This is a genomic window from Micromonospora sp. DT48, from assembly GCF_049844495.1.
In the GTDB taxonomy this organism is placed as follows: Bacteria; Actinomycetota; Actinomycetes; order Mycobacteriales; family Micromonosporaceae; genus Micromonospora.
The window spans coordinates 111,109-136,424 of the sequence record NZ_JBNCLE010000016.1 but is presented as its reverse complement, the minus strand read 5'-3'; the positions used below and the strand labels follow the sequence as shown (position 1 = coordinate 136,424).

Sequence of the window (25,316 nt, the reverse complement as noted above, 5' to 3'; positions counted from 1 at the left end):
CACCGAGTACATACCGGATCCGAAACCCTATATATGAAGTCGGTTGAGGAAGCGGAGGGCGTTGGCGGAGAGCAGGTCGGCACGCTGCGCGTCGGTGAGGAAGTCGGCCTGGTGGACCACCGCACCGGCCGGGCGTTCCCCCAGGGGGTACGGGTAGTCGCTGCCCACCAGCACCCGATCGGCACCCATGGTGTCCACGAGCAGGCGCAACGCCGGAGTCGAGAAGACCACCGAGTCGACGTAGAACCGGTCGACGTAGGAGCTGGGCGGGGCGGCGGACGCACCGCGTACCAGGTCACCGCGGCGGTGCCAGGCGTTGTCGGCACGCCCCAGCCAGAACGGGAAGCTGCCACCACCGTGGGCGAAGCAGATCCGCAACGTCTCCGGCACCCGGTCGAACACCCCGCCGAGGATCATCGCCAGCACCGACAGGTGGGTCTCGGCGGGCATCCCGGTGAGCCAGCGGGCCATCCAACGGTCCAACCGGGGACCACCGGCCATGTCCCAGGGGTGGACGAAGACCGGCGCACCGACCTCGGCGCAATGGGTCAGGAACGTCACGATGCCCGCGTCGTCCAGATCCCGCTCGCCCACGTGGTTACCGATCTCGACACCGACGTGACCGGCCGCGAGGCAGCGGTCCACCTCGGCGCAGGCGGCGTCCGGGTCCTGCAACGGCACCTGGCAGAACGGCAGCAGCCGACCGTCGCCTCCGGCGGTGACCTCCAGCGTCAGGTCGTTGAAGATGCGGGCCACCTTCACCGCCTGGTCGGTGGGACGGTCGTAGCAGAAGAAGACCGGCGTGGGCGAGACCACCTGCACGTCGATTCCGTCGGCGGCCATGTCGGCCAGCCGGGTGTCGGCGTCCCAGCACTCGGCGCCGACCGGGCGGAACGCCGTCTCGCCGACCATGATCATGGCGGCGCGCTCCGAGTCGATCCGGAGCCAGGGCCAGCCGGACCCGCCGCAGGTCGCGGCCAGGTCCGGCCATCCCTTCGGTACGACGTGCGTGTGCACGTCCACCACCGGCGACGCTGGACCCGCCATCAGCCCTTACCCGGGTGCAGGGTGCCGCAGTTGTCGCAGGTACGCGCGGACTCGTCGGCGTAGAACGCCGCGAAGACCGGGGGCAGGTCGGCGGCGATGTCCCGCACCTGCAACTCGACCTCGTGCACCTTGTGCGAGCACTCGGGGCAGTACCACTGGAACTTCTCCAGCGTCCCCTCCTCGCGTACCCGCTCGATCACCACCCCGATCGAGCCGGCCTCCGGCCGCTGCGGCGAATGCGGTGTGTTCCGGGGCAACATCCACATCTGCCCCTCGCGCACGTGCACCGTACGCGGGCCCTCGGGCAGCATCAGGTTGATGTGCATGTTGCCCTTCACCTGGTAGAAGAACTCCTCGTACGGGTCGACGTGGAAGTCGGTCCGCTGGTTCGGTCCACCGACCACCATCACGATGAAGTCCTCGGAGCCGGGCAGCATCTCCTTGTTGCCGACCGGCGGCTTGAGCAGGTGCTGGTTCTCCGCGATCCACCCGGGAAAGCTGAACGGCTCGGCGATCTCACTCATGACTGGCCTCCTTCTGGGAGCAGGGCGACGGCCTGCATCTCGATCAGCAGGTGCGGATGCGGCAACTGGTGCACGGCGACGGTCGTCCGGGTCGGCCCGGTCGCGTCGAAGAACTCCGCCCACACCTCGTTGTAGCCACCGAAGTCATTCATGTTGACCAGGTAGGTGGTCACCTGGACCAGGTCGGTCAACTCGGCGCCGACCGACCGCAGCAGGTCCGCGATGTTCTCGATCACCGCCCGCGTCTGGACCCGGATGTCCAGGTCGGTCGTGCCGAACTCGTCCACCGACACGCCCACGAACGTGTTGTCCGGTCGCCGGGACGACGTACCCGACACGAAGACGAACCCGCCTGCCACCTTGACGTGCGGAAACGCCCCCCGAGGCACGGCCTTCCCAGCCACCACCCGAGCCCTGTCACTCATGACGACCACCTCGCACCGGCGCGACAGGACCGACCACGTCAGGGGTTCCGGGCGGCCCGCCCGGAACCCCCACACCGTTCATGACGACGCCCGCAACGAAGCCGTACCGAGCTTCTCGACGACAGCCTGGACATGAGCACCCGCACGCAGCGGAACAGCAGCGGTCGCCGCACCGGCCAGGAACACCCAGCCCTCCCGCAGCCGCACCCCGTGCCGCCCCGCCAGCCGGAGACCCTCGTCGAGTGCCCGGCGCGGGTCACCGAGGATGGCCGCCGTCGAGCCCACCTGCGACAGCCGTCCGTCGATCTCCAGCAACACACCCAGGTTGTCCAGGCCGTCCGGCACCGGCGACCACGGGCCGATAACGAACGCGCCCGCCGAGGTGTTGTCGGCGATGACGTCCGGCAGGGAGAAGGTGAAGTTCGCGTACCGGGAGTCGATCAGCTCGATCGCCGGAGCGACCGCCCGCACCGCGTCGGTGAAGTCACCGACCGGCTCGCCCGGCTCGGGAAGCCGATCCAGCAGGAACGCCACCTCCGGCTCGACCCGGGGATGGATGAAGTCGGCCACGTCGACCGTGCCGCCGTCGGGTATCCGCATCACGTCGGTGAGCCGACCCCAGATCACCTCGTCCACCCCGACCTGGGCCATCTTCGCCTTGCTGGTCAGGCCCATCTTCACGCCGACGAGCCGCTCGCCCCGGTCCAGTCGGCGCTGCACCAGGGCGGTCTGCACCGCGTACGCGGCATCGACGTCCAGCCCGGTCTCGGCGGCGAGCTGACCGATCGCGGTCGCCGTGTCGGCGGCCGCGCCGAGCGTCTCGGCGATCCCTGCGATGTCCGGCCCGATCATCGGTTCTCCTTGCCAGCCAGGTCCAGCGCCACGTCGACAATCATGTCTTCCTGCCCGCCGACCATCCGGCGTCTGCCCAATTCCACCAGGATCGACCGGACGTCCACCCCGTAGCGGGCCGAGGCCCGTTCGGCGTGGCGCAGGAAGCTGGAGTAGACCCCCGCGTACCCCAGGGAGAGGGTCTCCCGGTCGACCTGGACGGGCCGGTCCTGCAACGGGCGGACGATGTCGTCGGCGGCGTCCATCAGCGCGAAGACGTCACAGCCATGCTGCCAGCCGTGCAGTTCGGCGACCGCGACGAAGACCTCCAGGGGCGCGTTGCCGGCACCGGCACCCATACCGGCGAGCGAGGCGTCCACCCGGACCGTCCGGCCGACCGGCGACCCGACCGGGCCGGCACCGGCGATCCGGCCGTGCTCGACGGCGACCACGCTGTTGGCCACCCCGAGGGAGAGGTTGTGGTGGGCGTGGATGCCGATCTGGGTGGTCGGTTCGAGGACCTGCCGGTACGCGTCGACGCGCTGCGCGACGTCGGACATCAGCAGCCGCCCGCCGGAGTCGGTGACGTAGACGCAGTGCGCCCCGTACGACTCCATCAGCTTGGCCTGCGCGGCCAGTCCGGCCGGATCGTTCATGTGGGACATCATCAGGAAGCCGGCCACGTCCATGCCGTTCTCCCGGGCCCACGAGATGTGCTGGGCGGAGATGTCGGCCTCGGTGCAATGGGTGGCGATCCGGACGCTGGTGACCCCGAGCGCCCGGGCGGCCTTCAGGTCGGCGATGGTGCCGATGCCGGGCAACAGCAGGGTGGTCAGCTTCGCCCGCGTCATCACCTCGGCCGCCGCCGCGATCCAGTCGGCGTCGCTGGCCGCGCCGTGGCCGTAGTTGACGCTGGACCCGGCCAGACCGTCGCCGTGGGCGACCTCGATCGCGGCGACCCCGGCGGCGTCGAGTGCCGCGGCGATCACCCGGACCTGGTCGACGGTGTAGCGGTGCGCGATGGCGTGCATGCCGTCGCGCAACGTCACGTCCTGGATGTACAGCTGGGTCACCGCTGCCTCCCGCCATCGGCCGCCGCGGGCCGCACCGTGTTCCGCGCGCTCACCCGGCAACCACCTTCCGCAGGGCGACCAGCCGCTGCGCGGTACGCAGCGCGGCCGAGGTCATGATGTCCAGGTTCCCGGCGTACGCGGGCAGGTAGTGACCGGCGCCGGAAACCTCCAGGAAGACCGCGACCTGCAACCCGGTGAGGTGCCGTCCCAGCGACGGCACGTAGGTGTCGACCCGGTCGAACTGCACGTCCTGCTTGAGCCGGTAGCCGGGCACGTACTCCTGCACGGTGGCCACCATCTCGCCGACGGAGGCGGCGATGGCGTCCCGGTCGGCGTCCGGATCCGGACAGAGACAGTAGACGGTGTCGCGCATCAGCAACGGCGGGTCGGCCGGGTTGAGCACGATGATCGCCTTGCCCCGGTCGGCACCGCCGACCACCTCGATCGCCCGGGCCGTGGTCTCGGTGAACTCGTCGATGTTGGCGCGGGTGCCGGGGCCCGCCGACCGCGAGGCGATCGAGGCGACGATCTCCCCGTACGCCACCGGCGTCACCCGCCGCACCGCAGCGACGATCGGCACGGTCGCCTGCCCACCGCAGGTGACCATGTTGAGGTTGGTCTCGCCGAGGTGTTCCTCCAGGTTGACCGGTGGCACGACGTACGGGCCGATCGCCGCCGGGGTCAGGTCGATCACGGTCCGCCCGTGGGCCCGCAACACCGCGTCGTTGTGCCGGTGCGCGCCCGCCGAGGTGGCGTCGAAGACCAGTTCCACGTCGGCGAACTCGGGCATCGCGACCAGGCCCGCCACCCCGTCGGCCGTGGTCGCCACACCGAGCCGTCGGGCCCGCGCCAAGCCGTCGGAGTCGGGATCGATACCGGCCATCGCCACCATCCGCAGCGAATCCGACAGCCGCAGTACCTTGATCATCAGATCGGTGCCGATGTTGCCCGACCCGATCACCGCCACACCCGTCGTCACGCCGCTCGGCTTCCTTTCGTTCGCGACTGCGGGGCTCCGCTGCGCTGCACTCCTCGCGCTCACCGAGCCCACCCTTCGTTCGCGACTGCGGGGCTCCGCTGCGCTGCACTCCTCGCGCTCACTGAGCCCTCCGGGTGAAGCAGGTCCGCACCGAGCCGAGACCGGAGATCCGGGCCTCGTAGGCCGCGCCGGGGGTCACCGCCACCATCGGCCCCAGCGCGCCGGAGAGCACCACGTCACCGGCGCGCAACGGGTCGCCGGCGCGGGCCATGGTGCCGGCCAGCCAGGCCAGCGCGTGCAACGGATTGCCCAGGCAGGCCGCGCCGGCCCCGACCGACACCGGCTCACCGGCGTGTTCGAGGACCATCCCGCACAGCCGCAGGTCGACCTCGGCCGGTCGGCGGGGCGTGGTGCCGAGCACGAACAGCCCGCTGGAGGCGTTGTCCGCCACCGTGTCCACGATGGAGATGTCCCAACCGGCGACCCGCGAGTCCACGATCTCGATGGCCGGCAGCAGGTGGTCGACGGCGCGCAACACGTCCACGGTGGTGACCCGCTCGTCGGGCAGGTCGGCGCCGAGCACGAAGGCGACCTCCGCCTCCACCCGGGGTTGCAGCAGGCGTTCGATCGCCACCTCGACGCCGTCGGGCACCGCCATCGCGTCGGTGAGCACCCCGAAGTCCGGCTCGTACACCCCGAAGCCCTCCTGGACCGCCCGGGAGGTCAACCCGATCTTCGCGCCCACCCGGCGCTGCCCCGCCGCCAACCATTCGCCCACCTGGCGCTGCTGCACCCGGTACGCGGTCTCGACGTCCCCCTCCGGCACCAGCCGCCCACGTACCGGCGGGCACGGCTTTCCGCTCGTGCGGGCCTCGGAAAGCTCCCGGGCCGCCGTCTCGACATCACTGCACCCGATGATTCGCTCGCAACGCTCACTCATGACGCCACTCCGCTTCGCTGCGTACCGTCATGAGGCACAACCACACTGCACCCGATGATTCGCTCGCAACGCTCACTCATGACATCTCCACACAGACGTTCGTCAGCTCCGAGTAGAAATCCAGCGAGTGCACGCCACCCTCCCGACCGATACCGGAGGCCTTCACCCCACCGAACGGGGTGCGCAGGTCACGCAGGAACCAGGTGTTGACCCAGACGATGCCGGCGTCGAGTCGGGCACCGGCCCGGTGCGCGCGACCCACGTCACGGGTCCAGACCGTCGCCGCCAGGCCGTACTCGGTGCCGTTGGCCAGGGTGTACGCCTCGTCCTCGTCGTCGAAGGGCGCGACGTGCACCACCGGTCCGAAGATCTCCTCACGGTTGGTGCGGGCGTCCGGGCCGAGCCCGGTCAGCACCGTCGGCTGCACGTACGCGCCACCGTCGCGGGCGTCGTCGAACCGGGGCACTCCCCCGCCGGTGAGGAACCGCGCACCCTCGTCGCGTGCCAGGTCGTAGTACCCGAGCACCTTGTCCCGGTGACCGTGCGAGATCAGCGGCATGTTCACCGTCGCCTCGTCGGCCGGCCAGCCGTACGCCAGCTCGGCGGCCCGCTCGGCGAGCCGCGCGGTGAACTCCTCGAACACCGGCCGCTGCACGTAGATGCGTTCGGTGCAGAGGCAGACCTGCCCACCGTTGGTGAAGCTCGACCGCACCGAACCGGCCACCGCCGCGTCCAGATCCGCGTCGGCGAAGACCAGCCCGGCGTTCTTGCCGCCCAACTCGAAACTGACCGCCTTCACCCCGTCCGCGGCGGCCCGCATGATGGCACCGCCGGTGGCCGACTCGCCGGTGAAGGTGATCGCGTCGACGCCCGGATGGCGGGTGAGGAACTCTCCGGCCGAGCCGGGCCCGAAGCCGTGCACCAGGTTGAACACGCCGTCCGGCACCCCGGCCGCCGCCATCACCTCGGCGAGCAGCGTGGCCGACGCGGGTGTCTCCTCGCTCGGCTTGACCACCACCGCGTTACCGCAGGCCAGCGCGGGGGCGACCTTCCAGGTGAGCAGCAGCAGCGGCAGGTTCCACGGTACGACCACCGCGACCACCCCGACCGGCTTGCGCACCGCGTAGTTGAGCGCCCGACCACCGGTCGGCGTGACCGTGGTGAACGACTCGGTCGGCGCGGTCGCCACGATCTCCGCGAAGGCCCGGAAGTTGGCCGCGCCACGCGGGATGTCCAGGGTACGAGCCTGCGAGATGGACTTGCCGGTATCGGCCACCTCGGCCGCCACCAGGTCGTCGAAGCGGCGTTCCAACTCGTCGGCGATCCGGCGCAGCACCTCGGCGCGTTCCCGCTCCCCGGCCCGACCCCACGGGCCACGCAGCGCCGTCCGGGCCGCCGCCACCGCGTCGTCCACCGTGGCACGGCCCGCCTCGACCGCCTCGAAGACCGGTTCACCGGTCACCGGGCTGCGCTTGACGAACCTGGTCCCGGTGTCGACGAACTCACCGCCGACGAAGTTGCGCAGCAGACCGGGGTCGCCCGGTGCCCGCCCGGCCATCAGTCGGGGATCCCAGAGCGTCATCCGCGCCTCCGGAACCCGAGTGCCACCGCCGCACCGGCCGCCGCCACCAGCCCGGCCGCCACCAGGCCCACCACCTGGTACTGCCGGCGGACCCGACGCCGCACCTGCGCGTACGGGACGGTGGAGAAGGACACCAGTTCGTACTGGGAGACGTACCGGCCGGGCAGGGCACGCTCCAACGCGTGCTCGACGCGTTTGCGGGCCCGGAAGACCGGCGAGGCGACCTTGTCGCGCATCTCCACGAAGTTGGTGAGCGCCATCAGGGCGATCGCCTCGGCGTTGTCCTGCCGGCGGTGCTGGAACAACGGCAGCGCCAACGACCAGTCCTCGGCGCACTCGTCGAGGCAGCGGTCCAGCTCGACCACGTCCTCGAAGGCACAGTTCGCGCCCTGACCGTAGAACGGCACGATGGCGTGCGCCGCGTCGCCGAGCAGGGCGACCCGCCCGTCGACCTGCCACGGGTCGCACCGCACCGTGCCGAGCACCCCGACCGGGTTGTGCTGGTAGTCGTCGACCAGGTTCGGCGCGATCGGCGGCAGATCCGGATAGTGCTGCGCGAAATGCCGCTCGATCGCCGCCGCGCTGCCCAGCGAGGCGAAGCTGGCGGTGCCGTGGGTGGGCCAGAACAGGGTGCAGGTGAACGAGCGGTCCGGGTTGGGCAGCGCGATCATCATCGAGGTGCCGCGCGGCCAGATGTGCAGGGCACCCGGGTCCAGGGCGAAGTCACCGCCCAGCGGCGGGATGGTCAGTTCCTTGTAGCCGTAGTCGAGGAGGTCGAGGCTCTCGGTCACCAGGTCGTGGGCGAGCAGTTGCCCGCGTACTGCCGAACCGGCGCCGTCGGTGCCGAGCACCACGCCCGCCTGCGCGCTCACCGCGCCCTGGGGTGTCTCGAAGGTCATCGTCCCGGTCGCCGGATCGAGCCCGACCAGCCGGTGGTCGAAGGCGATCCGCACCCCGGGCAGCTTGGCGGCGGCCTCCAGCAGGGCGTTGTTCAACGCGCCACGACTGATCGAGTTGATGGCCAGATCACCGGAGACGCTGTACGGCTGGAAGCCGGGAGCCCCGTTCACCGGGTGGATCATCCGGCCCCGCATCGGCAGCGCGTCCGCCATCACCTGCTCGGCGAGTCCGATCCGACGCAGCGCGTCGAGCCCCCGCTCGGAGAGCGCCAGGTTGATCGAGCGTCCCCGCTCGGGTGTCCCGCCACGCGGGTCCGGACGCCGCTCGTAGAGCGCCACCGGATGACCCCGGCGGGCCAGGAAGCAGGCGAGCAGGCAGCCGGCCAGACCAGCGCCCACCACCGCGATCTCGTCGCGTTCCCCGGTCACCTGGACACCTCCGAGACCGTCGCGGCCAGCGCGTCGGCGACCCGCCAGCAGTCGTGGTACGTCGAGTACAGCGGCACCGGGGCGAATCGGATCACATCCGGTTCCCGGGCGTCGGCGATCACCCCGTGCTCGTGGCGCAGGCGGGTGGTCAGCTCGGCGGCACTGCCCTCGCCGAGGCGTACCGAGAGTTGGCATCCGCGGCGGCGCGGCTCACGTGGCGTGATCACGGTGAGCGGCCGGTTGGCGGTGACCTCGTCCAGCAGCCGCTCCAGGTAGCCGGTGAGCCGCAGGCTGCGCGCCCGCAGCGCCGACATGCCGACCGAGTCGAACAGCTCAAGCGACGTACGGACCGGCCCCATCGCGAAGATCGGTGGGTTGGAGATCTGCCATGCCTCGACGGTGGCCGGTGGCCGGCTGACCGGCGTCATCTCGAACCGGGTGTCCGCCGCGGTGCTCCACCAGCCCTCGAAACGGGGCAGCGTCGGATTCCCGTGGTGCCGTTCGTGCACGAAGACACCGGCCAGCGCACCGGGCCCGGAGTTCAGGTACTTGTACGAGCACCAGGCGGCGAAGTCGACGTCCCAGTCGTGCAGCGACAGCGGCACGTTCCCCGCCGCGTGCGCCAGATCCCACCCGACGACCGCCCCGGCAGCCCGGCCGGCGGCGGTGATCGCCGGGATGTCCATCAGCTCGCCGGTGAGATAGTTGACCCCGCCGAGCAGGACCAACGCCACGGTGTGTCCCTCGGCCGCCAGGTAGCCGGTGACATCCTCGGTCCGCAGGGTGTCCTCACCGGGACGCGGTGCGAGCCGGACGACAGTGGCGTCCGGGTCGAGGCCGTGGAACCGCGCCTGGCTGCGCACCGCGTAGCTGTCCGAGGGGAAGGCGGTGTCCTCGATGACGATCCGGGTCCGCTCGCCCTCCGGCCGGTAGAAGCTGACCATCAGCAGGTGCAGGTTGACCGTCAGCGAGTTCATCACCACGGTCTCCGTGGGCAGGGCGCCGACCAGTCGGGCGGCCGGGGCCGTCAACAACTCGTGGTACGGCAGCCAGGGCCGCTTCGCCGCCAGATGCCCTTCCACGCCGAGTCGGCTCCAGGCGTCCAGGTCGGCCAGGAGTTCGTCGCGGGTGGCCCGCGGTTGCAGGCCGAGGGAGTTGCCCGCCAGGTACGCGGACTCCGGGTAGCGGCCCCCGTCGGCGGGCGGCACGTGGAACAGGTGCCGGTGCCCCGGCTCCGCCGCGTCGAGCCGGAGCGCCTCGGCCTCATCGAGACCCGGCGCGGCCTGGTCCGCCTGCCCGTTCACCATCTTCGTCACGCCTGCCTCACATCGCCGTCCGGGCCGACCACAGTTCCGGGAAGACCACCCGGGCCATGCTGCGTTGCAGCCACGCCAGCCCGGCGGAACCGCCGCTGCCGACCTTGGCGCCCATGGTCCGCTGCACGGCCTTGATGTGGTGGTGCCGCCAGTCACCGAACTGCTCGGCCACCTCGGTCAGCGCCTCGCCGAGCAGCCGCAGGTGGTTCTCCGGGCCGGTGTCCGCGTAGATCCGCACCCAGGCCGCCTCGACGGCCGGATGCGCCTCGTGTTCGGTGGCCACGTCCCGCTCCAGCAGTTCCGCGGGCAACTCGTGACCGTGCCGGGCGAGCAGGGCGACCACCTCGTCCCAGACGCTCGGGGTGGCCAGGGTGTCGGTGAGTTCGGCGTACACCTCGGTCTGCCGACGGAACGGGCGGATCAGCGCCGGGTCCCGGAGCCCGAGCAGGAACTCGAGGTGGCGGTACATCGCCGACTGGAAGCCGGAGCCCTCGCCGAGCAGGTTGCGGAAGCGGTTGAAGTCGGCCGGGGTCATCCAGCGCAGGCCCCGCCAGGCCGCGTTGAGCCCTTCCAGGTGCAGCGCGGCGCGGCGCAGCGGGGCCAACGCCTCCCACACCCGGTCGGCGCGCAACAGCCGGGAGGTCTCCCGAAGTTCGTGACAGGTCAGGCCGAAGTACAGCTCCATGATCTGGCTGACCATCAGGAAGGACATCTCACCCGGGTCGCCACTCAACGGCTGCTGCAACTGATGCAGCGTGCTGGCCTGCACGTACGCGTCGTAGGGCACCCGTTCGGCGAAGTCGAGGGTGGGTTCGCCACCGTTGCGCGCGGCGCGGGCCACGCGCTGCCGTGCGGTGACCGGACGCACCTCCGTCCGGGTCGCCGGGCGCAGTTCCGTCTGCTCCATGCGTCCGCTCCTTCCGGGTCGCCCGTCCAGTCATGATCTCCCGCGCGGTTGATCCGATGGAATGCCTGTTCAACGGCGCTTCCCACGGTTCACTTCTAGAACGGAAGGTGCTCGCCGGGAATCACCTGTCGGACGTAAGGTCACGGCATGGACGAGATGGACTGGGCCCTGCTCCGCGAGTTGCAGGCCGACGCACGGTTGTCGTTCAGCGAGCTGTCCCGGCGGGTGCACCTGTCGCCGCCCGCGGTCGCCGAGCGGGTGCGGCGGCTGGAGGAGACCGGCGTGATCAGCGGGTACCACGCTCACGTCGACCTGACCCGGGCCGGGCGCACGGTGGTCGCGCTGATCCGGATGTCCTGCTATGGCGCCCGCTGCATCCTGCACGACCCCGAGGTGCCCCGGTGGCCGGAGATCCTGGAGATCCACCGGATCACCGGCGACGCGTGCAGCGTGCTGAAGGTCGCGGCCGGTTCGATCGGGGACTTCGAGGCGGTCATCGACCGACTCGCCCCGTACGGGCAGCCGTCGAGCACCATGGTGCTCTCCACCCCACTCGGCTGGCAGCCCGTCGCCCCGCTGCCCGGCACCGGCGGTTAGCCGCCGGAGCAGGGGGGAAAGCACGCGGGTCGCCCCAGCAGGACCGGTGCGCCGGTGCCGGGAGGGAGGATCATGCGGGGTCTGCGACAGTACGGAGGGGTCCATCGTGCCCTGGCGGCGTTCGCCCTGATCGCGGCGTTCGCGCTGGCCGGGGTGACGCTCCTGCCCGGTGCCGCCCGCGCGGGTGAGAACGTCTTCGTCGAGGTGACGCCGAACAGCGTCCAGGCCGGTTCCCGGGTACACATCCGGGCCAGCTGCGACAACGCCAACGACCGCCAGGCCGAGGTGACCTCGGACGCGTTCGACCGGGTGTTCCTCCGGCCGGACAACGGTTTCCTCACCGGGTCGGTCACCGTGCCCGGCAACAAGGCCGCCGGTGACTATCCGGTGCACCTGCGCTGTGACAACGACCGGACGGCCAGCACCACGCTGACCGTACTCAACATGGATCAGCCGACCAAGGGACCGGCGACCGGTGGCGGTGGCACCGCCGACCGGGGCACCGGATCGATGCTGCTGCTGGGCGGCGTCGCCACGGTGACCGGGGCGGTGGTCTTCGGGCTGCTGAGCAGTCGACGCCGGGCCGGTTCCTGACCCACCGTCGCCATGCCCGGCTTCCGCGTACCCGCGCCGGAACCAGGCCCCGGTCCGCGCCGCACCGCCACCCGTCCCAGCCGGCGTGCCTGGCGGCGGGTGGTCGCGGCGGCGGGCCGGTTCGCCCGGGTCGCCACGCAGGTGGGCTCGGCCAGCATCCCCACGCCCGATCCCACGGCCGCACCGCTACCGCCCAGGCCCCGCCGGGCCCGGGTGGTGGGGCCCCGACGCCTCGGCCGATCCGGTCCGGGACTGCCGGTCGTGGTGATCGGCTCGCTGATGCTGCTGATCATCACGATGCTCGGCGTCGAGCGACTGACCGGGCTGAGCCTGCTACCGGACCGCTTCATCGCCGGACTCGCGCCGCCGCCCAAGGAGTTCCCGGTGCTGGCGGCGAGCGAGCCGGTCGGCATCGAGATCAACACGATCGACCTGGCCGCCCCGGTGCACAACGTGGGCATCGCCGCCGACGGCAGCATCGCCGCGCCGCCCGCCGAACGGGCCCAGGAGGCCGGCTGGTACGACCAGGGGCCCACCCCCGGCCAGTACGGCCCGGCCGTCATCGTCGGCCACGTCGACACCACCACCGGCCCGGCCGTCTTCCATCAGCTGTCGAAGCTGCGGGCCGGTGACCGGGTCGAGGTAGCCCGCTCCGACGGCTCGGTGGCGGTCTTCGAGGTCGACCGGGTCGACCGGTACGACAAGGAGCAGTTGCCGACGGACGAGGTGTTCGGCGACTTCAGCCGCCCGCAACTGCGGTTGATCACCTGCGGCGGGCGCTGGGTCGGCGGGGAGACCGGGTACGCGGACAACGTCGTGGTGTTCGCTTCTCTGGTCGAGGCTCGGTGAGTTTGTGGTTGCTGTGTGGGGTGGAGGATCTTGATTGAGGCTCCCGTGGCAGGGAGTGAGCGTTCGCTGGGTCAGGCGGCTTCGGGTTCGCGGAGGTCCAGCCAGTCGGCCCAGCGCGGGTCGGGCGCGCGGTGACCGAGCACCCGCCAGGCGATCCCTTTGGGGGCGGTGGGCAACGAGTGCAGTCGCCAGCCCAACTCGGCCGGGGTCTTGTCGCCTTTGGTGTGGTTGCACCTGGCGCAGGCGGCGACCACGTTCTCCCAGGCGTGCCGGCCGCCCCGACTACGGGGGAAGACGTGGTCGATGGTCTCCGCCGGGCCCCGGCAGTAGGCGCAACGCCAGCCGTCCCGGGCGAAGATGGCCCGACGGGACAACCCCACGTGGGTGCGGTACGGCACCCGGACGAAACGGGTGAGCCGGACGACCGAGGGCACCGGCAGCGCGCTGCGGGCGCTGTGCAGGATGCCATCGCCGTCGGCCACACAGACCGCTTTGGCGGAGAGCACGAGAATCGCGGCACGACGTACTGACACGACACACAGCGGCTCGTAGGTGGCGTTGAGGACCAGCGCGCCGGAGCCCACCGTGGGTCGTATGTCAGGCATCGCGTCACCCTCCCGGTCAAGCGGCTACCACTTGCCACCGCCGACCGGTGCCGGGCGCAGCCCTACACCACGTCGACGCCGGCCGGATCACCGACGTCCGCTGCGCCAATCGTCCCTGATCGGACCCGCGAATGCACGCACTAATCCTGGGTACCCCCGCCGCTTTCCCCCGCTCACGCCTCGACCGGGCCAGGTGGCGCCGGTCGGTGGGTCGACGGTGAGCCCGCCGACCGGCTGCGGTACGAAATCAGGGTGACCGTCAGCAGCCTCAGCCCGACCCTCGCCGCGTCCAGTCCGGCGACCGACGACCAGCCCAGCCCGGAGTGCCTGGACGAGATTCTTTGCAAGATCGTCTACAGGTGGACGGACTCGGTGTGGTTCGCCGAGGGCAGCTTCTGGATCCTCGTCAAGCCACTGCGGATCGTCCTGATCGTGCTGCTCGCATTGGTCGCCCGGTGGCTGGTGCACCGCACGATCCGGCGGCTGGTCCGCACCACCAGCGACGCCGGTGTGCCGACCATGCTCCGCCCACTGCGTGAGCGCATCCCGACCGCCGCCGACTCCGGTGGCTTCGTCCCGGAGCGTCGTCGACAGCGCGCCGAGGCGATCGGTTCGGTACTCCGCAGCCTGAGCACCGCGTTCATCTTCGGCATCGCCGTGCTGATGGTGCTCAAGGAGTTCAGCTTCGACCTGGCGCCGCTGCTGGCCAGCGCCGGCATCGCCGGTGTGGCCCTCGGCTTCGGCGCGCAGAGCCTGGTCAAGGACCTGATCGCGGGGCTGTTCATGCTGATCGAGGATCAGTACGGAGTGGGCGACAACGTCGATCTCGGCGAGGCGACCGGCGTGGTGGAGGCGGTCGGCCTACGGGTCACCACCGTCCGGGACGGGCGGGGAGTGCTCTGGTACCTCCGCAACGGCGAGATCGTGCGGGTGGGCAACAAGAGCCAGGGATGGGCGCTGGTGGTGGTCGACCTGCCGATCGGTTTCGCCGGCACCGAGGAGGCGATGGCCGTGCTGCGTACCGCCGCCGCCTCGGTTGCGGTCGACCCGGAGCTGACGCCGTCGATCGTCGAACCACCGGAGGTGCTCGGCGTCGAGCAGATCACGGTGGAGGGCACGGTGATCCGGACCGTGGTGAAGACCACCGCCGACGGCCAGTCCGCCGTGGGCCGGGAACTGCGCCGCCGGTTGGCCGAGGCGCTGGAGAACTCCGGCATCACGGCGAGGATCGCGGCGGGCCGCCTCCCTGCCGGCCTACCTACTCGCGCGGATGAGGAGACCGGTCAGGGCGGTGCCACCTGAGCCGACCGGCAGGGGTCGCGGCTGAGCGGCCCCTCGGGTATCGTCCGTTCGTTCAGTCGGAGATGCGACCAACCAACCGTTCGCCCTAGCCAGTTGTCAGACGATCGGGCAGAATCCGGTGCACGCGCTTACCGAGCGGTGTCACGTCCTCGCTGATCCGCAGACCTGACGATGGTCCCGGGCCGCCATCACGAGTGGCAGACACCGGGACGATGGAGGCGATGGTGTCCGACGAGCGACCTTCTCCGGAAGGGCCGGCCACCTTCCGGGAGGTCTTCGCCCAGCGTGAGTACCGCGCGGTTTTCGCGGCCAGCACGCTGACCTGGGTCGGCGACTACGTCGCCAAAGCGGCGGTCACCCTCCTGATCTACCGGGAGACCGAGTCGGTCGCGCTGTCGGCCGCTGCCTTCGCGGTCAGCTACCTGCCCTGGTTGGTCGGTGGCCCGCTGCTGGCCACCATCGCCGAACGGCACCCGTTCCGACGGGTGATGGTCGTCTGCGACCTGCTCCGGATGGTGCTGATGCTGCTCGTCGCCATCCCCGGGGCTCCGGTGCCGGTGATCCTGGCGTTGCTGTTCGCCACCACGCTGGCCAATCCACCGAGCCAGGCCGCCCGGTCGGCGCTGCTGCCGCTGATCCTGCCCGGCGACCGGCTCGTCGTCGGGCTGTCCGTCAACGCCAGCGTGGGGCAGGCCGCCCAGGTGGTCGGCTACCTCCTCGGTGCCGCCGTCGCGACGGTCAACCCCACCGCCGCGCTGCTGATGAACGCGGGCGCCTTCGGACTGTCGGCCGTGATCGTCCGGCTCGGGGTGCGCGACCGGCCTCCGGCGATGACCGGTGAGCACCGTAGTCACCTGCTCCGGGAGACCGCAGCCGGCTTCAGCATGGTTTTCCGGACCCCGGTGCTGCGAGCGATCGCCGTCCTGGTCTTCAGCGCCATGCTCTTCTCCATCGTGCCCGAGGGGCTGGCCGCCGCCTGGGCCAACGAACATGCCGACGAAAGCATGAACCCCGGGCTCGCACAGGCTGTGATCATGGCGGCCACCCCGGTCGGCTTCATCCTCGGCGGGCTGATCATCGGCCGGGCCGTCGCGCCGGCCCGCCGACTGCTCCTGCTCCGACCGTTGGCCGTGATCGCGCCGATGGCACTGGTGCCCGCCCTGTTCGACCCGCCGCCGGTGGTGGTGGCGCTGCTCGCCGCCGTCTGTGGCTTCGCGGTCGCCGGGCTGCTCCCGATGGCCAACGGGCTCTTCGTCCAGGCCCTCCCCGACGGCTTCCGGGCCCGGGCGTTCGGTGTCATGGCGACCGGCGTGCAGGTCATCCAGGGTGCCGCCGTACTGGTCACCGGATTGCTCGCCGAGCGCTTCCCACTGCCGATCGTGGTCGGGGTGTGGAGCGCCGCCGGGGTGGTGCTGATGTCGATCGTCGCGCTGCGCTGGCCCGACCAGCAGACCGTGGCCGCCTCCATCGACGCCGCCCGTGCCGCGTCCGGCGGAGCCGACGAGCCGGTCGCCCACGGCGGGTCGACCGGTCCGACCTCCTCCGACGATCCCGGCCCGGGGCACATGGGCCCGGAACGAGCCCGCCAGGTGGTGACCTGAACCACCCCGTTCACCCGCTACCGAGCGGGCGAGGGCCGGTGCGCGCCTGGCAGGATGGAACGGTGAATCCAGCAGGTGAGTCCGACGGCCACGGCAAGGCGGTCACGTTCTTCGACGCCGTCGGCGGCGAGCCCACGTTCCGCAAGCTGGTCGAGGAGTTCTACGCGGGCATCGCCGCCGATCCGCTGCTGCGCCCGATGTACCCGGAGGAGGATCTGGGCCCGGCAGCCGACCGGATGCGGCTCTTCCTCATGCAGTACTGGGGTGGTCCGAACACCTACTCGGCACAACGAGGCCATCCCCGACTGCGGATGCGCCATGCCCCGTTCCGGATCGGCGCCGCCGAGCGGGACGCCTGGCTGCGGCACATGCGCCGCGCGGTCGACAGCATCGACCTGCCTCCGGCGCTCGCCACCGAGCTGTGGAACTACCTCGAACGGGCGGCGTACTTCATGGTGAACGACATGGCGGACCCGACGGCCCACGGCTGACGTCCATGCCCCGCCACCGGGCGGGGTGGTCGCCGGTCAGAGCAGGGCGCCCTCGTCGTGCAGCCAGTCCACGAAGCTGGTGGCCACGGCGGCACCACAGTCGAGCAACTCGACCAGGAGTGCGTCGTGGGCACCGGCGGCGAGCGGAACCTGCAACTCGGCGTAGATCGGCAGTTGACCACGCTCGGTGGCGTCACCCACGTACGCCTTGCAGAAGCGTCGCGTGTGGTTCCACTCGTTGACCACCCGATAGGCACGATCCGCCCAGTCCGGTGGCACCGTCGCGTGTGGCCGGACCCGCAGCACGAGGATCTCGTCCTCCGGCCCCTCCAGGGTGACCAGCACCGCGTGCCGTTCCCACATGGCCAACAGGTTGCCGTCTCCGTCAGCCAGATAACGCACGTCGAGCAGGTCCAGCGCGTCGCAGATGCGGCGCAGGGTGACCTGTTCGACTGTGGCCGGCATGTCGGCGATCACCGGGCGCTCCGCGGCCGGGCAGTCGTCACCCGGTTGGCGGGGCGCCGGAGGACCGACTCGGACCGAACCTTCCACCATGATCCTGCTTCGAGTTTCCGGGTCGCCGCCACCGGCGGGACCTGGACGCCATGACCACCACGGCATCGCTCGCGCACCTCACTCCCCAGCGGATCCGGTCGCCTACAGTGGGTGGATCCGAGGATGGACGGTACCCGGACAGCCGGAACGAAGCACCCCCCCAACGCCAGCCCCAGGCCGGAAGGATGAGCCGAGGTCATCCGTTCGCATGAGCCGCAGACGATCGTATGACCAAATCCGTGGCCTTCTGCGACCAAATGGCTCCGTACGGTCCCACCAGTCCGACCCATCGGCCAGCCGTACGTACCTGCACGCCGTCACTGTCCGGCGAATCCCCGGACGGACCGAGGAAACCCATGCGAACCAGACCCTGCACCATTCGCTGGGTCACCTCCACCGGACGGTCAGGCTCGTCGTCGGGAGTGACCACCACCGCCACGTGGTCCAGCAGGGCGTCGCGCAGCATCCGCTGCCCCACCGCCCGACCGCCGACGCCGTGCTCGGCCGCCTCGCGCAGCGTCCCCGCCGCCGCCTCGGCCAACCGGCGCAGTTCCCCGCCCGGCAGCGTCTCGACCCGGCGGCTGGTGGCCGGCGGCAGCGCCCACCGCCACTGCGCGTCGCGGCGGGCCGGCAGATCCGCACGGCCGGCCGCGAACTCGGCGAGCAACTGCCCGGCGGCGACGGTGACGTCACCGGCGCCCGCGCCGGCCACCGTCCGCACGGCCAGCACCCCCCACGGCAGCCGCGCCCAGAGGGCGGTACGCGCGTCGACGGCGGCCGGCCGTAGTCGAACCAGGGCGGCGCGCTCCAAGCGGACGAGCCGGGCCAGGAACGCCCCCGCGTCGGCGATGTCGACGATGCCGTGGCGGGCACTCACGGTGTGCCGTCCTGGACGGCGTAGCCGAGCAGGAACGTCCGTTCCAGCTCGGTGAGCCGCCGAGGCACCTGCCGCACCAGGTCGAACGGCACCAGCACCGAACGCGCCCGACTGATGAGCAGGTCATCGTCGTACATCTCGTAGCCGACGGTGAAGGAGCCGGCACGCAACTGCTCCACCCACAGTTCGATCCGCACGGTGGGTGCGGTCTCGACGGTGGCCCGGTCGAGGGCGTAGCTCACCGGGCGCAGGTAGTCGACCTCGTGCCGGCGGATCACCACGCCGGCGGCGAACGACTCGACGCCGTACGCCCGGGCACCGACGAACATCAACGCCACCCGCGCCTCCTCGTAGAGAGTGAGGAAGCGGGCGTTGTTGACGTGGCCGTACGCGTCCAGGTCGGACCAGCGCAGCGTGCAGTGGTAGACGAACCGGTCAGCCACGACAGACCAGCCCGGTCAGTCGCGGGTCAGCTTGCGGTACGTCACCCGGTGCGGGCGAGCCGCCTCAGCGCCCAGGCGGTCGACCTTGTTCTTCTCGTACGACTCGAAGTTGCCCTCGAACCAGAACCACTTCGCCGGGTTCTCCTCGTCGCCCTCCCAGGCCAGGATGTGCGTGGCGACCCGGTCCAGGAACATCCGGTCGTGGGAGATGACCACGGCGCAGCCGGGGAACTCCAGCAACGCGTTCTCCAGGCTGGAGAGCGTCTCCACGTCCAGGTCGTTGGTCGGCTCGTCGAGCAGGATGACGTTGCCGCCGATCTTCAGGGTCAGCGCCAGGTTGAGCCGGTTGCGCTCGCCGCCGGAGAGGACCTTGGTCGGCTTCTGCTGGTCGGGCCCCTTGAAGCCGAACGCCGCGATGTACGCCCGCGACGGCATCTCGACCTTGCCCACCATGAGGTGGTCCAACCCGTCGGAGACGACCTCCCAGACGGTCTTGTCGCCGTCGAGGCCCTGCCGGTTCTGGTCGACGTAGGACAGCGACACCGTCTCGCCGATCCGCACCGTGCCGCTCGTCGGCTTCTCCAGCCCGACGATGGTCTTGAACAGGGTGGTCTTGCCGACGCCGTTCGGGCCGATGATGCCGACGATGCCGTTGCGCGGCAGCGAGAAGGAGAGGTTGTCGATCAGCAGCCGGTCACCGAAGCCCTTGCTGAGGTTCTGCGCCTCGATGACGGTGTTGCCCAGCCGGGGGCCCGGCGGGATCTGGATCTCCTCGAAGTCCAGCTTGCGGGTCTTCTCCGCCTCGGCGGCCATCTCGTCGTACCGGTCCAGACGGGCCTTGGACTTGGTCTGGCGAGCCTTGGCGTTGGAGCGCACCCACTCCAGTTCGTCGGCCAGGCGCTTCTTCATCTTGGCGTCGCGGCGACCCTCGACGGCCAACCGGGCGGCCTTCTTCTCCAGGTAGGTCGAGTAGTTGCCCTCGTACGGGTAGGCCCGGCCACGGTCCAGCTCCAGGATCCAGTTGGCCACGTTGTCCAGGAAGTAGCGGTCGTGGGTGATGGCGACGACGGTGCCGGCGTACTTGGCCAGGTGCTGCTCCAGCCACTGCACGCTCTCCGCGTCGAGGTGGTTGGTGGGCTCGTCGAGCAGCAGCAGGTCCGGGGCCTCCAGCAGCAGCTTGCACAGCGCGACCCGGCGACGCTCACCCCCGGAGAGCTGGGTGACTTCGGCGTCCGGCGGCGGGCAGCGCAGCGCGTCCATGGCGAGTTCGAGCTTGGAGTCGATGTCCCACGCGTCGGCGTGGTCGAGTTCCTCCTGGAGCCGACCCATCTCCTCCATCAGCTCGTCGGAGTAGTCGGTGGCCATCTGCTCGGCGATCTTGTTGAACCGCTCCAGCTTGGCCTTGGTCTCCGCGACCGCTTCCTCGACGTTGCCGAGCACGGTCTTGGCGTCGTTGAGCGGCGGTTCCTGGGCGAGCATCCCCACCGTGAAGCCGGGCATCAGCCGGGCCTCGCCGTTGCTCGGCTGATCCCAACCAGCCATGATCTTGAGAAGGCTGGACTTACCCGCACCGTTCGGACCGACCACACCGATCTTGGCGCCCGGCAGGAAGTTCAGCGTCACGTTGTCGAGCACGACCTTGTCGCCGTGCGCCTTACGCGCCTTGTCCAGGACGTAGATGAACTGGGCCACGGTGCGAGCTCCTCCGTCGCTGTCGATCGCCGATTCGCGTGGTGCGGGCGCGGGCCAGGATGCCCTCCGCCGCCGTCGGCCGATATCCGGCCGCGCGCACGCCGTTGTCAATCCTGACAGGTACGTCACGCAGCGCCCACATCGCCCCGCCAGCAGGAGGTACGCCGACCCTCGGAGTCCGCCCCGACGGCCCGCTGGGCCGGTTGAGCTGTCACCATGATCACGGCAGGGTTCGCCGAGTTCGAGACGGGTAGGTGAGTCCGGCACAGGGGAACAGACGCCGCAGCTACGCTCAGTACGCTCATCGCGGTGGACCCGTCAGCACCCGGAGGTGGCCGATCGTGACCGTCCGTAGCTCCTTTGTCGTAGTGGCGAACCGACTGCCGGTCGACGAGGTGAGCACACCCGAAGGGCGGCAGTGGCGGCGCAGCCCCGGCGGGCTGGTCACCGCGCTGCACCCCGTCCTCGCCGAGCACCAGGGCACCTGGGTCGGTTGGGCAGGCGGCACCGGCGCGGCCCCCGACCCGTTCGACCTGGAGGGCATCCGCCTGCACCCGGTGCCGTTGAGCGCGGTGGAACTGGAGCGCTACTACGAGGGGCAGTCCAACGCCACGATCTGGCCCTTGTACCACGACGCGGTCGAGACACCCGCCTACAAGCGCCGCTGGCGGGAGGCGTACCGCCTGGTCAACGCCCGGTTCGCGGAGGCCGCCGCGGAGGTCGCCGCCGAGGGGGCCACCGTCTGGGTGCAGGACTACCAGCTGCAACTGGTGCCGGCGATGCTCCGGGAGCTGCGGCCCGACCTGCGGATCGGCTTCTTCCTGCACATCCCGTTCCCGCCGATCGAGTTGTTCATGCAGATGCCGTTCCGCACCGAGATCCTGCGCGGTCTGCTCGGCGCCGACCTGGTCGGGTTCCAGCAGCGGCTCGCCGCGCAGAACTTCGTCCGGCTGGCTCGCCACCTGCTCGGGCTGCGCTACGAGGGCCAGATGATCCAGGTGGACGGCCGCCAGGTCAAGGCCGGTGCGTTCCCCATCTCGATCGACACCAAGGAGATGGAACGGTTGGCCGCCGACCCGGCGATCCAGTCGCGGGCCAAGGAGATCCGCGAGGAGCTGGGCAACCCCCGGACGATCATCCTCGGCGTCGACCGGCTCGACTACACCAAGGGCATCGAACTCCGCCTCAAGGCGTTCCGCGAGTTGCTAGCTGACGGAAAGTTGACAGTGCCGGACGCGGTTATGGTGCAGGTCGCGACGCCGAGCCGCGAACGCGTGGAGCACTACCAGGCACTTCGCGTCAAGGTCGAGCGCGAGGTTGGTCGGATTAATGGCGAATTTGGGCGGGTTGGCGTGCCAGCCGTGCATTATCTGCATCAGTCGTACAGTCGGACCGAACTGGCTGCGATGTACGCCGCCGCCGACGTGATGATGGTTACTCCGCTGCGAGACGGAATGAACCTGGTGGCCAAGGAGTACGTCGCATCGAGGGCGGACCACGGGGGTGCACTCGTACTCAGTGAGTTCGCCGGCGCCGCCACCGAGCTGCGTCAGGCGTTCCTGTGCAACCCGCACGACCCCGACGCGGTCAAGGACGCTCTGCTACGGGCCGTGCACGTGGAGAAGCCGGAGGCTCGTCGCCGTATGCGGACAATGCAACGCCATCTACGCACCCACGACGTGGGGCATTGGGCAAAGTCCTTCCTCACCGAACTAGGTGTGCCCGACATGGAGGCGGCGTGAACGCAGCGTCCACCGGCACCACCACGTCCGTCGCGAACGCGGTGGATCCAGAACTGCGCGCCGCCATCGGGCGCATCGCCCGGGTGCCCCAGCTCCTGGTCGCCTGCGACTACGACGGCACGCTCGCACCGATCGTGGAGGACCCCAGCAAAGCCGTACCGCTGCCGGAGTCGGTGGCTGCCGTCCGGGCCCTGGCGGCGCTGCCGCAGACCACCGTGGCCGTCGTCTCCGGCCGCGCACTGCGGGACCTGGCCGCGCTCTCCCGGCTGCCCAGCGAGGTGCACCTGGTCGGTAGCCACGGCTCCGAGTTCGACATCGGCTTCGTCGAGCGGCTCTCCCCGGAACTGATCGCCGTACGCACGCGGCTGCGGGACGCCCTGCGGGAGATCGCCGCGGCCCACCCCGGCATCCGGCTGGAACGCAAGCCGGCCAGTGTCGCGGTGCACACCCGGGGCGTGGACCCCCAGGTCGCCGCCGCCGCCATCGACGCGGTACGCAGTGGCCCGGCTACCTGGCCGGACGTCACCGTCACGCAGGGCAAAGAGGTCATCGAGCTGTCCGTCGTGGCGACCCACAAGGGCACCGCCGTCGACCAGCTGCGTACCCAGCTCTCCGCCAGCGCGGTGCTCTTCATCGGCGACGACGTCACCGACGAGAACGCTTTCGGCAACCTCCACGGCCCCGACGTCGGCATCAAGATCGGGCCGGGCGAGACCAAGGCCGGTTACCGGGTGGCCGAGCCGATCGAGGCCGCCCGGGCACTCGGGCTGCTGCTGGAGACCCGGCGGCACTGGCTGTTCGGTGAGCGGGCGGTGCCGATCGAGCGCCACTCGATGCTGGCCAACGGCCGGACGGTCGCGCTGCTCACGCCGGACGCCAAGGTAACCTGGCTGTGCAACCCCAAGCCGGACTCGGCAGCCATCTTCGCCGATCTGGTCGGCGGCAGCCCCGCCGGGCATTTCAGCGTGGCACCGGAGCGCGGCGGCATTCCGTTGGGCCAGCGCTACCGGTCGGGCACGATGACCGTGGAGACCCGCTGGTCCGGGCTCACCGTCACCGACTGGCTGGACAAGCCGGACCCCAAGGCAACGCCCGACGGTCCGGCGGTCATCTCCGGTGACTCGACCCTGGTCCGGGTACTGACCGGCACCGGTCGGGTCCGCCTCGAGTTCGTGCCCCGACCGGAGTTCGCGCAGGTCGCCGTACAGCTCCAGCCGGTCGGCGACGGCCTGCTGGTGCTCGGCTCCAACGAGCCGGTCGCGCTCTACTCCCCCGGCGTGGAGTGGGAGGTCGGCAACGACGGCGGGTACGAGACCGCGAAGGCCCTGGTGGACCTCGCCGCGCTCGGCGGCCAGGTGGTGCTGGAGCTGCGCTTCGGTACGCACAGCCTGGAACATCACCGGCTGCCCATCCACGAGCGGCAGGCCGCTGCCGAGCGCCCCTGGAAGGAGTGGGTGGCCTCGCTACGCCTACCCACCACCGCCCGGGACCTGGTCGCCCGCAGCGCGCTGACCCTGCGCGGCCTCTGTCACGAGGCCACCGGCTCGATCCTCGCGGCGGCGACCACCTCGTTGCCGGAGGAACTGGGCGGGGTGCGCAACTGGGACTACCGCTACTGCTGGCTGCGGGACGCCGCCATGACCGCCCGCGCGCTGGTCGACCTGGGCTCGATCGCCGAAGCCGAGGCATTCCTCCGTTGGGTGGACGGCTGCGTGGAGCGCACCGGCGGTCACCCCGAACGGCTGCACCCGCTCTACACCGTCGACGGTTACGAACTGGGCGCCGAGGCGGTCATCGACACCCTGCCCGGCTACGCCGGATCACGCCCGGTACGCGTCGGCAACCTGGCCAACCACCAGCTCCAGCTCGACGTCTTCGGCCCGATCGCCGACCTGATCGCCGCCACCGCCGACGTCCGTGGCTCGGTACGCGCCGAGGAGTGGCGGGTGCTGGAGAACATGGTCGAGGCGGTCCGCCGCCGCTGGCACGAACCGGACCACGGCATCTGGGAAGCCCGTCTGCCACCACGGCACCACGTCTTCTCCAAGGTCATGTGCTGGATGACCGTCGACCGCGCACTGCACGTGGTTCGCCAGCACGGCGGCGAGGACCGGCCGGAATGGGTGGAGTTGCGCGACCGGATCGGCGCCAACGTGCTTGAGTTCGGCTGGCACGAGCACGCCGAGGCGTACAGCGTCGCGTACGGCGACGAGGACATGGACGCCTCGTCGCTGTGGATCGGGATCTCCGGGCTGCTGGCCGGTGACGACCCTCGCTTCCTCTCCACCGTGTTGAAGATCGAGGCGGACCTGCGTAGCGGGCCGGTCGTCTACCGCTACCACTGGGACGACGGCCTGCCCGGCCGCGAGGGCGGGTTCCACATCTGCACGGCGTGGTTGATCGAGGCGTACCTGCGCACCGGTCGGCGGACCGACGCCGAGGAACTGTTCCACCAGATGATCGACACCGCCGGTCCGACCGGGTTGCTGCCCGAGCAGTACGACCCGCTGGCGGAGCGTGGTCTGGGCAACCACCCGCAGGCGTACAGCCACCTCGGGGTAATCCGCTGCGCGCTGCTGCTGGACAACATGCTCAAGCAGTAACGAATGGTCAGATCGAAGCGGCCGGAGGTCTCACCTCCGGCCGCTTCCGTGCGCTGTGTGTGCGCTTTGGGGTGTGGTGGGGTGTGCCCGGCTCCGGGCGGTCAGGCTTGATCCCTGCGCCGGGCACGGCGGGCCACGCCCCCGTCGTGGGCAGGCTCCGCACCGATGCGCCAGGTGTCCGGTTTCAACCGATGCGACTGGGGTGTCCGGGTCGGTTGTTGGATCTTGGTGTAGTGGTTTCGTGGTGGGCGGTCTGGGTCCGGGTGTCCGGGTGGCGGGTCGGCCGGGGGTGAAATGGGTGGCGGGTCGGGGGTGTTGTAGACGGGTGAACGACCGAGGAAGACGGCGCCCGCCGATGGTGGGTGTGTGCCGTCGGGAATGATGGCGGGCGGCCGGTCGTTGTACATGGTTCC

The 25,316-nt window shown here is 70.6% G+C and carries 24 protein-coding genes; 8 read left to right on the top strand and 16 right to left on the bottom strand.

What is annotated here, in order from left to right:
- Window positions 1–27 precede the first annotated feature (27 nt).
- The 11 genes from ACLQ2S_RS20185 to ACLQ2S_RS20135 form a co-directional block, all read right to left on the bottom strand.
- On the bottom strand, window positions 28–1,047 hold the full coding sequence (locus tag ACLQ2S_RS20185; protein WP_425702301.1) for an amidohydrolase family protein: 1,020 nt from the start codon (window positions 1,045–1,047) through the stop codon (window positions 28–30).
- Window positions 1,047–1,571 (bottom strand): 3-hydroxyanthranilate 3,4-dioxygenase, encoded by a 525-nt coding sequence (locus tag ACLQ2S_RS20180; RefSeq protein ID WP_155220906.1) that lies wholly within the window; start codon window positions 1,569–1,571, stop codon window positions 1,047–1,049. The genes ACLQ2S_RS20185 and ACLQ2S_RS20180 overlap by 1 nt, the downstream gene beginning before the upstream one ends.
- Entirely contained in the window at window positions 1,568–1,996 is a 429-nt protein-coding gene (locus ACLQ2S_RS20175; protein ID WP_155220907.1) for a RidA family protein, read from the bottom strand. Before ACLQ2S_RS20175 ends, ACLQ2S_RS20180 begins: the two co-directional genes overlap by 4 nt.
- Window positions 1,997–2,074: 78 nt before the next feature.
- Window positions 2,075–2,848 (bottom strand): 2-keto-4-pentenoate hydratase, encoded by a 774-nt coding sequence (locus tag ACLQ2S_RS20170; protein WP_425702300.1) that lies wholly within the window; start codon window positions 2,846–2,848, stop codon window positions 2,075–2,077.
- Window positions 2,845–3,900: a 4-hydroxy-2-oxovalerate aldolase gene (gene dmpG, locus ACLQ2S_RS20165; RefSeq protein ID WP_425702299.1), complete on the bottom strand. Its 1,056-nt coding sequence runs from the start codon at window positions 3,898–3,900 to the stop codon at window positions 2,845–2,847. Before dmpG ends, ACLQ2S_RS20170 begins: the two co-directional genes overlap by 4 nt.
- Window positions 3,901–3,949: 49 nt before the next feature.
- Window positions 3,950–4,879, bottom strand: a complete 930-nt coding sequence (locus tag ACLQ2S_RS20160) for an acetaldehyde dehydrogenase (acetylating) (protein WP_309223662.1) — start codon at window positions 4,877–4,879, stop codon at window positions 3,950–3,952.
- Window positions 4,880–4,997: 118 nt separating this feature from the next.
- Window positions 4,998–5,819, bottom strand: a complete 822-nt coding sequence (locus ACLQ2S_RS20155; protein ID WP_155220911.1) for a 2-keto-4-pentenoate hydratase — start codon at window positions 5,817–5,819, stop codon at window positions 4,998–5,000.
- Window positions 5,820–5,895: 76 nt separating this feature from the next.
- Window positions 5,896–7,377, bottom strand: coding sequence for a 2-hydroxymuconic semialdehyde dehydrogenase (locus tag ACLQ2S_RS20150; protein ID WP_425702317.1), 1,482 nt, complete (start codon window positions 7,375–7,377; stop codon window positions 5,896–5,898).
- A gap of 20 nt (window positions 7,378–7,397) precedes the next feature.
- A complete protein-coding gene (locus ACLQ2S_RS20145) occupies window positions 7,398–8,729 on the bottom strand; it encodes an FAD-dependent oxidoreductase (protein ID WP_309223663.1) in 1,332 nt (443 codons plus the stop codon).
- Entirely contained in the window at window positions 8,726–10,036 is a 1,311-nt protein-coding gene (gene kynU, locus ACLQ2S_RS20140) for a kynureninase (protein ID WP_425702316.1), read from the bottom strand. Before kynU ends, ACLQ2S_RS20145 begins: the two co-directional genes overlap by 4 nt.
- A gap of 16 nt (window positions 10,037–10,052) precedes the next feature.
- Complete coding sequence (locus ACLQ2S_RS20135) at window positions 10,053–10,952, bottom strand: tryptophan 2,3-dioxygenase (RefSeq protein WP_425702298.1); 900 nt, start codon at window positions 10,950–10,952, stop codon at window positions 10,053–10,055.
- A 147-nt stretch (window positions 10,953–11,099) separates the two neighbouring features.
- Here ACLQ2S_RS20135 and ACLQ2S_RS20130 point away from each other — a divergent pair, with 147 nt between their 5' ends.
- The 3 genes from ACLQ2S_RS20130 (at window position 11,100) to ACLQ2S_RS20120 (ending at window position 12,992) form a co-directional block, all read left to right on the top strand.
- The gene (locus ACLQ2S_RS20130; RefSeq protein ID WP_155220915.1) at window positions 11,100–11,549 is read left to right on the top strand and encodes an Lrp/AsnC family transcriptional regulator; all 450 of its coding nucleotides are present in this window, start codon (window positions 11,100–11,102) and stop codon (window positions 11,547–11,549) included.
- Window positions 11,550–11,621: 72 nt separating this feature from the next.
- Window positions 11,622–12,143, top strand: coding sequence for a hypothetical protein (locus tag ACLQ2S_RS20125; RefSeq protein ID WP_230462801.1), 522 nt, complete (start codon window positions 11,622–11,624; stop codon window positions 12,141–12,143).
- 12 nt (window positions 12,144–12,155) lie between these two features.
- Window positions 12,156–12,992 (top strand): class F sortase, encoded by an 837-nt coding sequence (locus tag ACLQ2S_RS20120; protein WP_425702297.1) that lies wholly within the window; start codon window positions 12,156–12,158, stop codon window positions 12,990–12,992.
- A 71-nt stretch (window positions 12,993–13,063) separates the two neighbouring features.
- On the opposite strand, the gene ACLQ2S_RS20115 is transcribed toward ACLQ2S_RS20120, so the two are convergent.
- Window positions 13,064–13,597, bottom strand: a complete 534-nt coding sequence (locus ACLQ2S_RS20115) for an HNH endonuclease (RefSeq protein ID WP_099853138.1) — start codon at window positions 13,595–13,597, stop codon at window positions 13,064–13,066.
- A gap of 234 nt (window positions 13,598–13,831) precedes the next feature.
- Between ACLQ2S_RS20115 and ACLQ2S_RS20110 the strand changes: the two genes are divergently transcribed.
- From ACLQ2S_RS20110 to ACLQ2S_RS20100, 3 genes are all read left to right on the top strand, one after another.
- On the top strand, window positions 13,832–14,899 hold the full coding sequence (locus tag ACLQ2S_RS20110; protein WP_155220919.1) for a mechanosensitive ion channel family protein: 1,068 nt from the start codon (window positions 13,832–13,834) through the stop codon (window positions 14,897–14,899).
- A gap of 221 nt (window positions 14,900–15,120) precedes the next feature.
- Window positions 15,121–16,500, top strand: a complete 1,380-nt coding sequence (locus ACLQ2S_RS20105; protein WP_425702296.1) for an MFS transporter — start codon at window positions 15,121–15,123, stop codon at window positions 16,498–16,500.
- Window positions 16,501–16,562: 62 nt separating this feature from the next.
- A complete protein-coding gene (locus ACLQ2S_RS20100) occupies window positions 16,563–16,991 on the top strand; it encodes a globin (protein ID WP_425702295.1) in 429 nt (142 codons plus the stop codon).
- A 36-nt stretch (window positions 16,992–17,027) separates the two neighbouring features.
- Here ACLQ2S_RS20100 and ACLQ2S_RS20095 read toward each other — a convergent pair whose 3' ends face one another.
- From ACLQ2S_RS20095 to ettA, 4 genes are all read right to left on the bottom strand, one after another.
- Entirely contained in the window at window positions 17,028–17,612 is a 585-nt protein-coding gene (locus tag ACLQ2S_RS20095) for a YbjN domain-containing protein (protein WP_155220921.1), read from the bottom strand.
- 130 nt (window positions 17,613–17,742) lie between these two features.
- A complete protein-coding gene (locus ACLQ2S_RS20090; RefSeq protein ID WP_309223665.1) occupies window positions 17,743–18,423 on the bottom strand; it encodes a hypothetical protein in 681 nt (226 codons plus the stop codon).
- Window positions 18,420–18,866 (bottom strand): acyl-CoA thioesterase, encoded by a 447-nt coding sequence (locus ACLQ2S_RS20085; RefSeq protein WP_309223666.1) that lies wholly within the window; start codon window positions 18,864–18,866, stop codon window positions 18,420–18,422. Before ACLQ2S_RS20085 ends, ACLQ2S_RS20090 begins: the two co-directional genes overlap by 4 nt.
- Before the next feature lie 15 nt (window positions 18,867–18,881).
- Window positions 18,882–20,558, bottom strand: coding sequence for an energy-dependent translational throttle protein EttA (ettA, locus tag ACLQ2S_RS20080; protein WP_309223667.1), 1,677 nt, complete (start codon window positions 20,556–20,558; stop codon window positions 18,882–18,884).
- Between the two features lie 341 nt (window positions 20,559–20,899).
- Between ettA and ACLQ2S_RS20075 the strand changes: the two genes are divergently transcribed.
- Both ACLQ2S_RS20075 and otsB read left to right on the top strand, forming a co-directional pair.
- The gene (locus ACLQ2S_RS20075) at window positions 20,900–22,300 is read left to right on the top strand and encodes an alpha,alpha-trehalose-phosphate synthase (UDP-forming) (RefSeq protein ID WP_309223668.1); all 1,401 of its coding nucleotides are present in this window, start codon (window positions 20,900–20,902) and stop codon (window positions 22,298–22,300) included.
- Window positions 22,297–24,903, top strand: coding sequence for a trehalose-phosphatase (otsB, locus tag ACLQ2S_RS20070; protein ID WP_309223669.1), 2,607 nt, complete (start codon window positions 22,297–22,299; stop codon window positions 24,901–24,903). The genes ACLQ2S_RS20075 and otsB overlap by 4 nt, the downstream gene beginning before the upstream one ends.
- Window positions 24,904–25,316 lie beyond the last annotated feature (413 nt).

Bases quoted from the DNA above. Each gene is read 5' to 3' on its own strand.
- ACLQ2S_RS20130 (WP_155220915.1), top strand. From the start codon at position 11,100: ATGGACGAGATGGACTGGGCCCTGCTCCGCGAGTTGCAGGCCGACGCA.
- kynU (WP_425702316.1), bottom strand. From the start codon at position 10,036: ATGGTGAACGGGCAGGCGGACCAGGCCGCGCCGGGTCTCGATGAGGCC.
- ACLQ2S_RS20150 (WP_425702317.1), bottom strand. From the start codon at position 7,377: ATGGCCGGGCGGGCACCGGGCGACCCCGGTCTGCTGCGCAACTTCGTC.
- ACLQ2S_RS20185 (WP_425702301.1), bottom strand. From the start codon at position 1,047: ATGGCGGGTCCAGCGTCGCCGGTGGTGGACGTGCACACGCACGTCGTA.
- ACLQ2S_RS20180 (WP_155220906.1), bottom strand. From the start codon at position 1,571: ATGAGTGAGATCGCCGAGCCGTTCAGCTTTCCCGGGTGGATCGCGGAG.
- ACLQ2S_RS20120 (WP_425702297.1), top strand. From the start codon at position 12,156: ATGCCCGGCTTCCGCGTACCCGCGCCGGAACCAGGCCCCGGTCCGCGC.
- ACLQ2S_RS20135 (WP_425702298.1), bottom strand. From the start codon at position 10,952: ATGGAGCAGACGGAACTGCGCCCGGCGACCCGGACGGAGGTGCGTCCG.
- ACLQ2S_RS20095 (WP_155220921.1), bottom strand. From the start codon at position 17,612: ATGCCGTGGTGGTCATGGCGTCCAGGTCCCGCCGGTGGCGGCGACCCG.
- ACLQ2S_RS20170 (WP_425702300.1), bottom strand. From the start codon at position 2,848: ATGATCGGGCCGGACATCGCAGGGATCGCCGAGACGCTCGGCGCGGCC.
- ACLQ2S_RS20115 (WP_099853138.1), bottom strand. From the start codon at position 13,597: ATGCCTGACATACGACCCACGGTGGGCTCCGGCGCGCTGGTCCTCAAC.
- ACLQ2S_RS20125 (WP_230462801.1), top strand. From the start codon at position 11,622: ATGCGGGGTCTGCGACAGTACGGAGGGGTCCATCGTGCCCTGGCGGCG.
- ACLQ2S_RS20175 (WP_155220907.1), bottom strand. From the start codon at position 1,996: ATGAGTGACAGGGCTCGGGTGGTGGCTGGGAAGGCCGTGCCTCGGGGG.
- ACLQ2S_RS20155 (WP_155220911.1), bottom strand. From the start codon at position 5,819: ATGAGTGAGCGTTGCGAGCGAATCATCGGGTGCAGTGATGTCGAGACG.
- ACLQ2S_RS20105 (WP_425702296.1), top strand. From the start codon at position 15,121: ATGGTGTCCGACGAGCGACCTTCTCCGGAAGGGCCGGCCACCTTCCGG.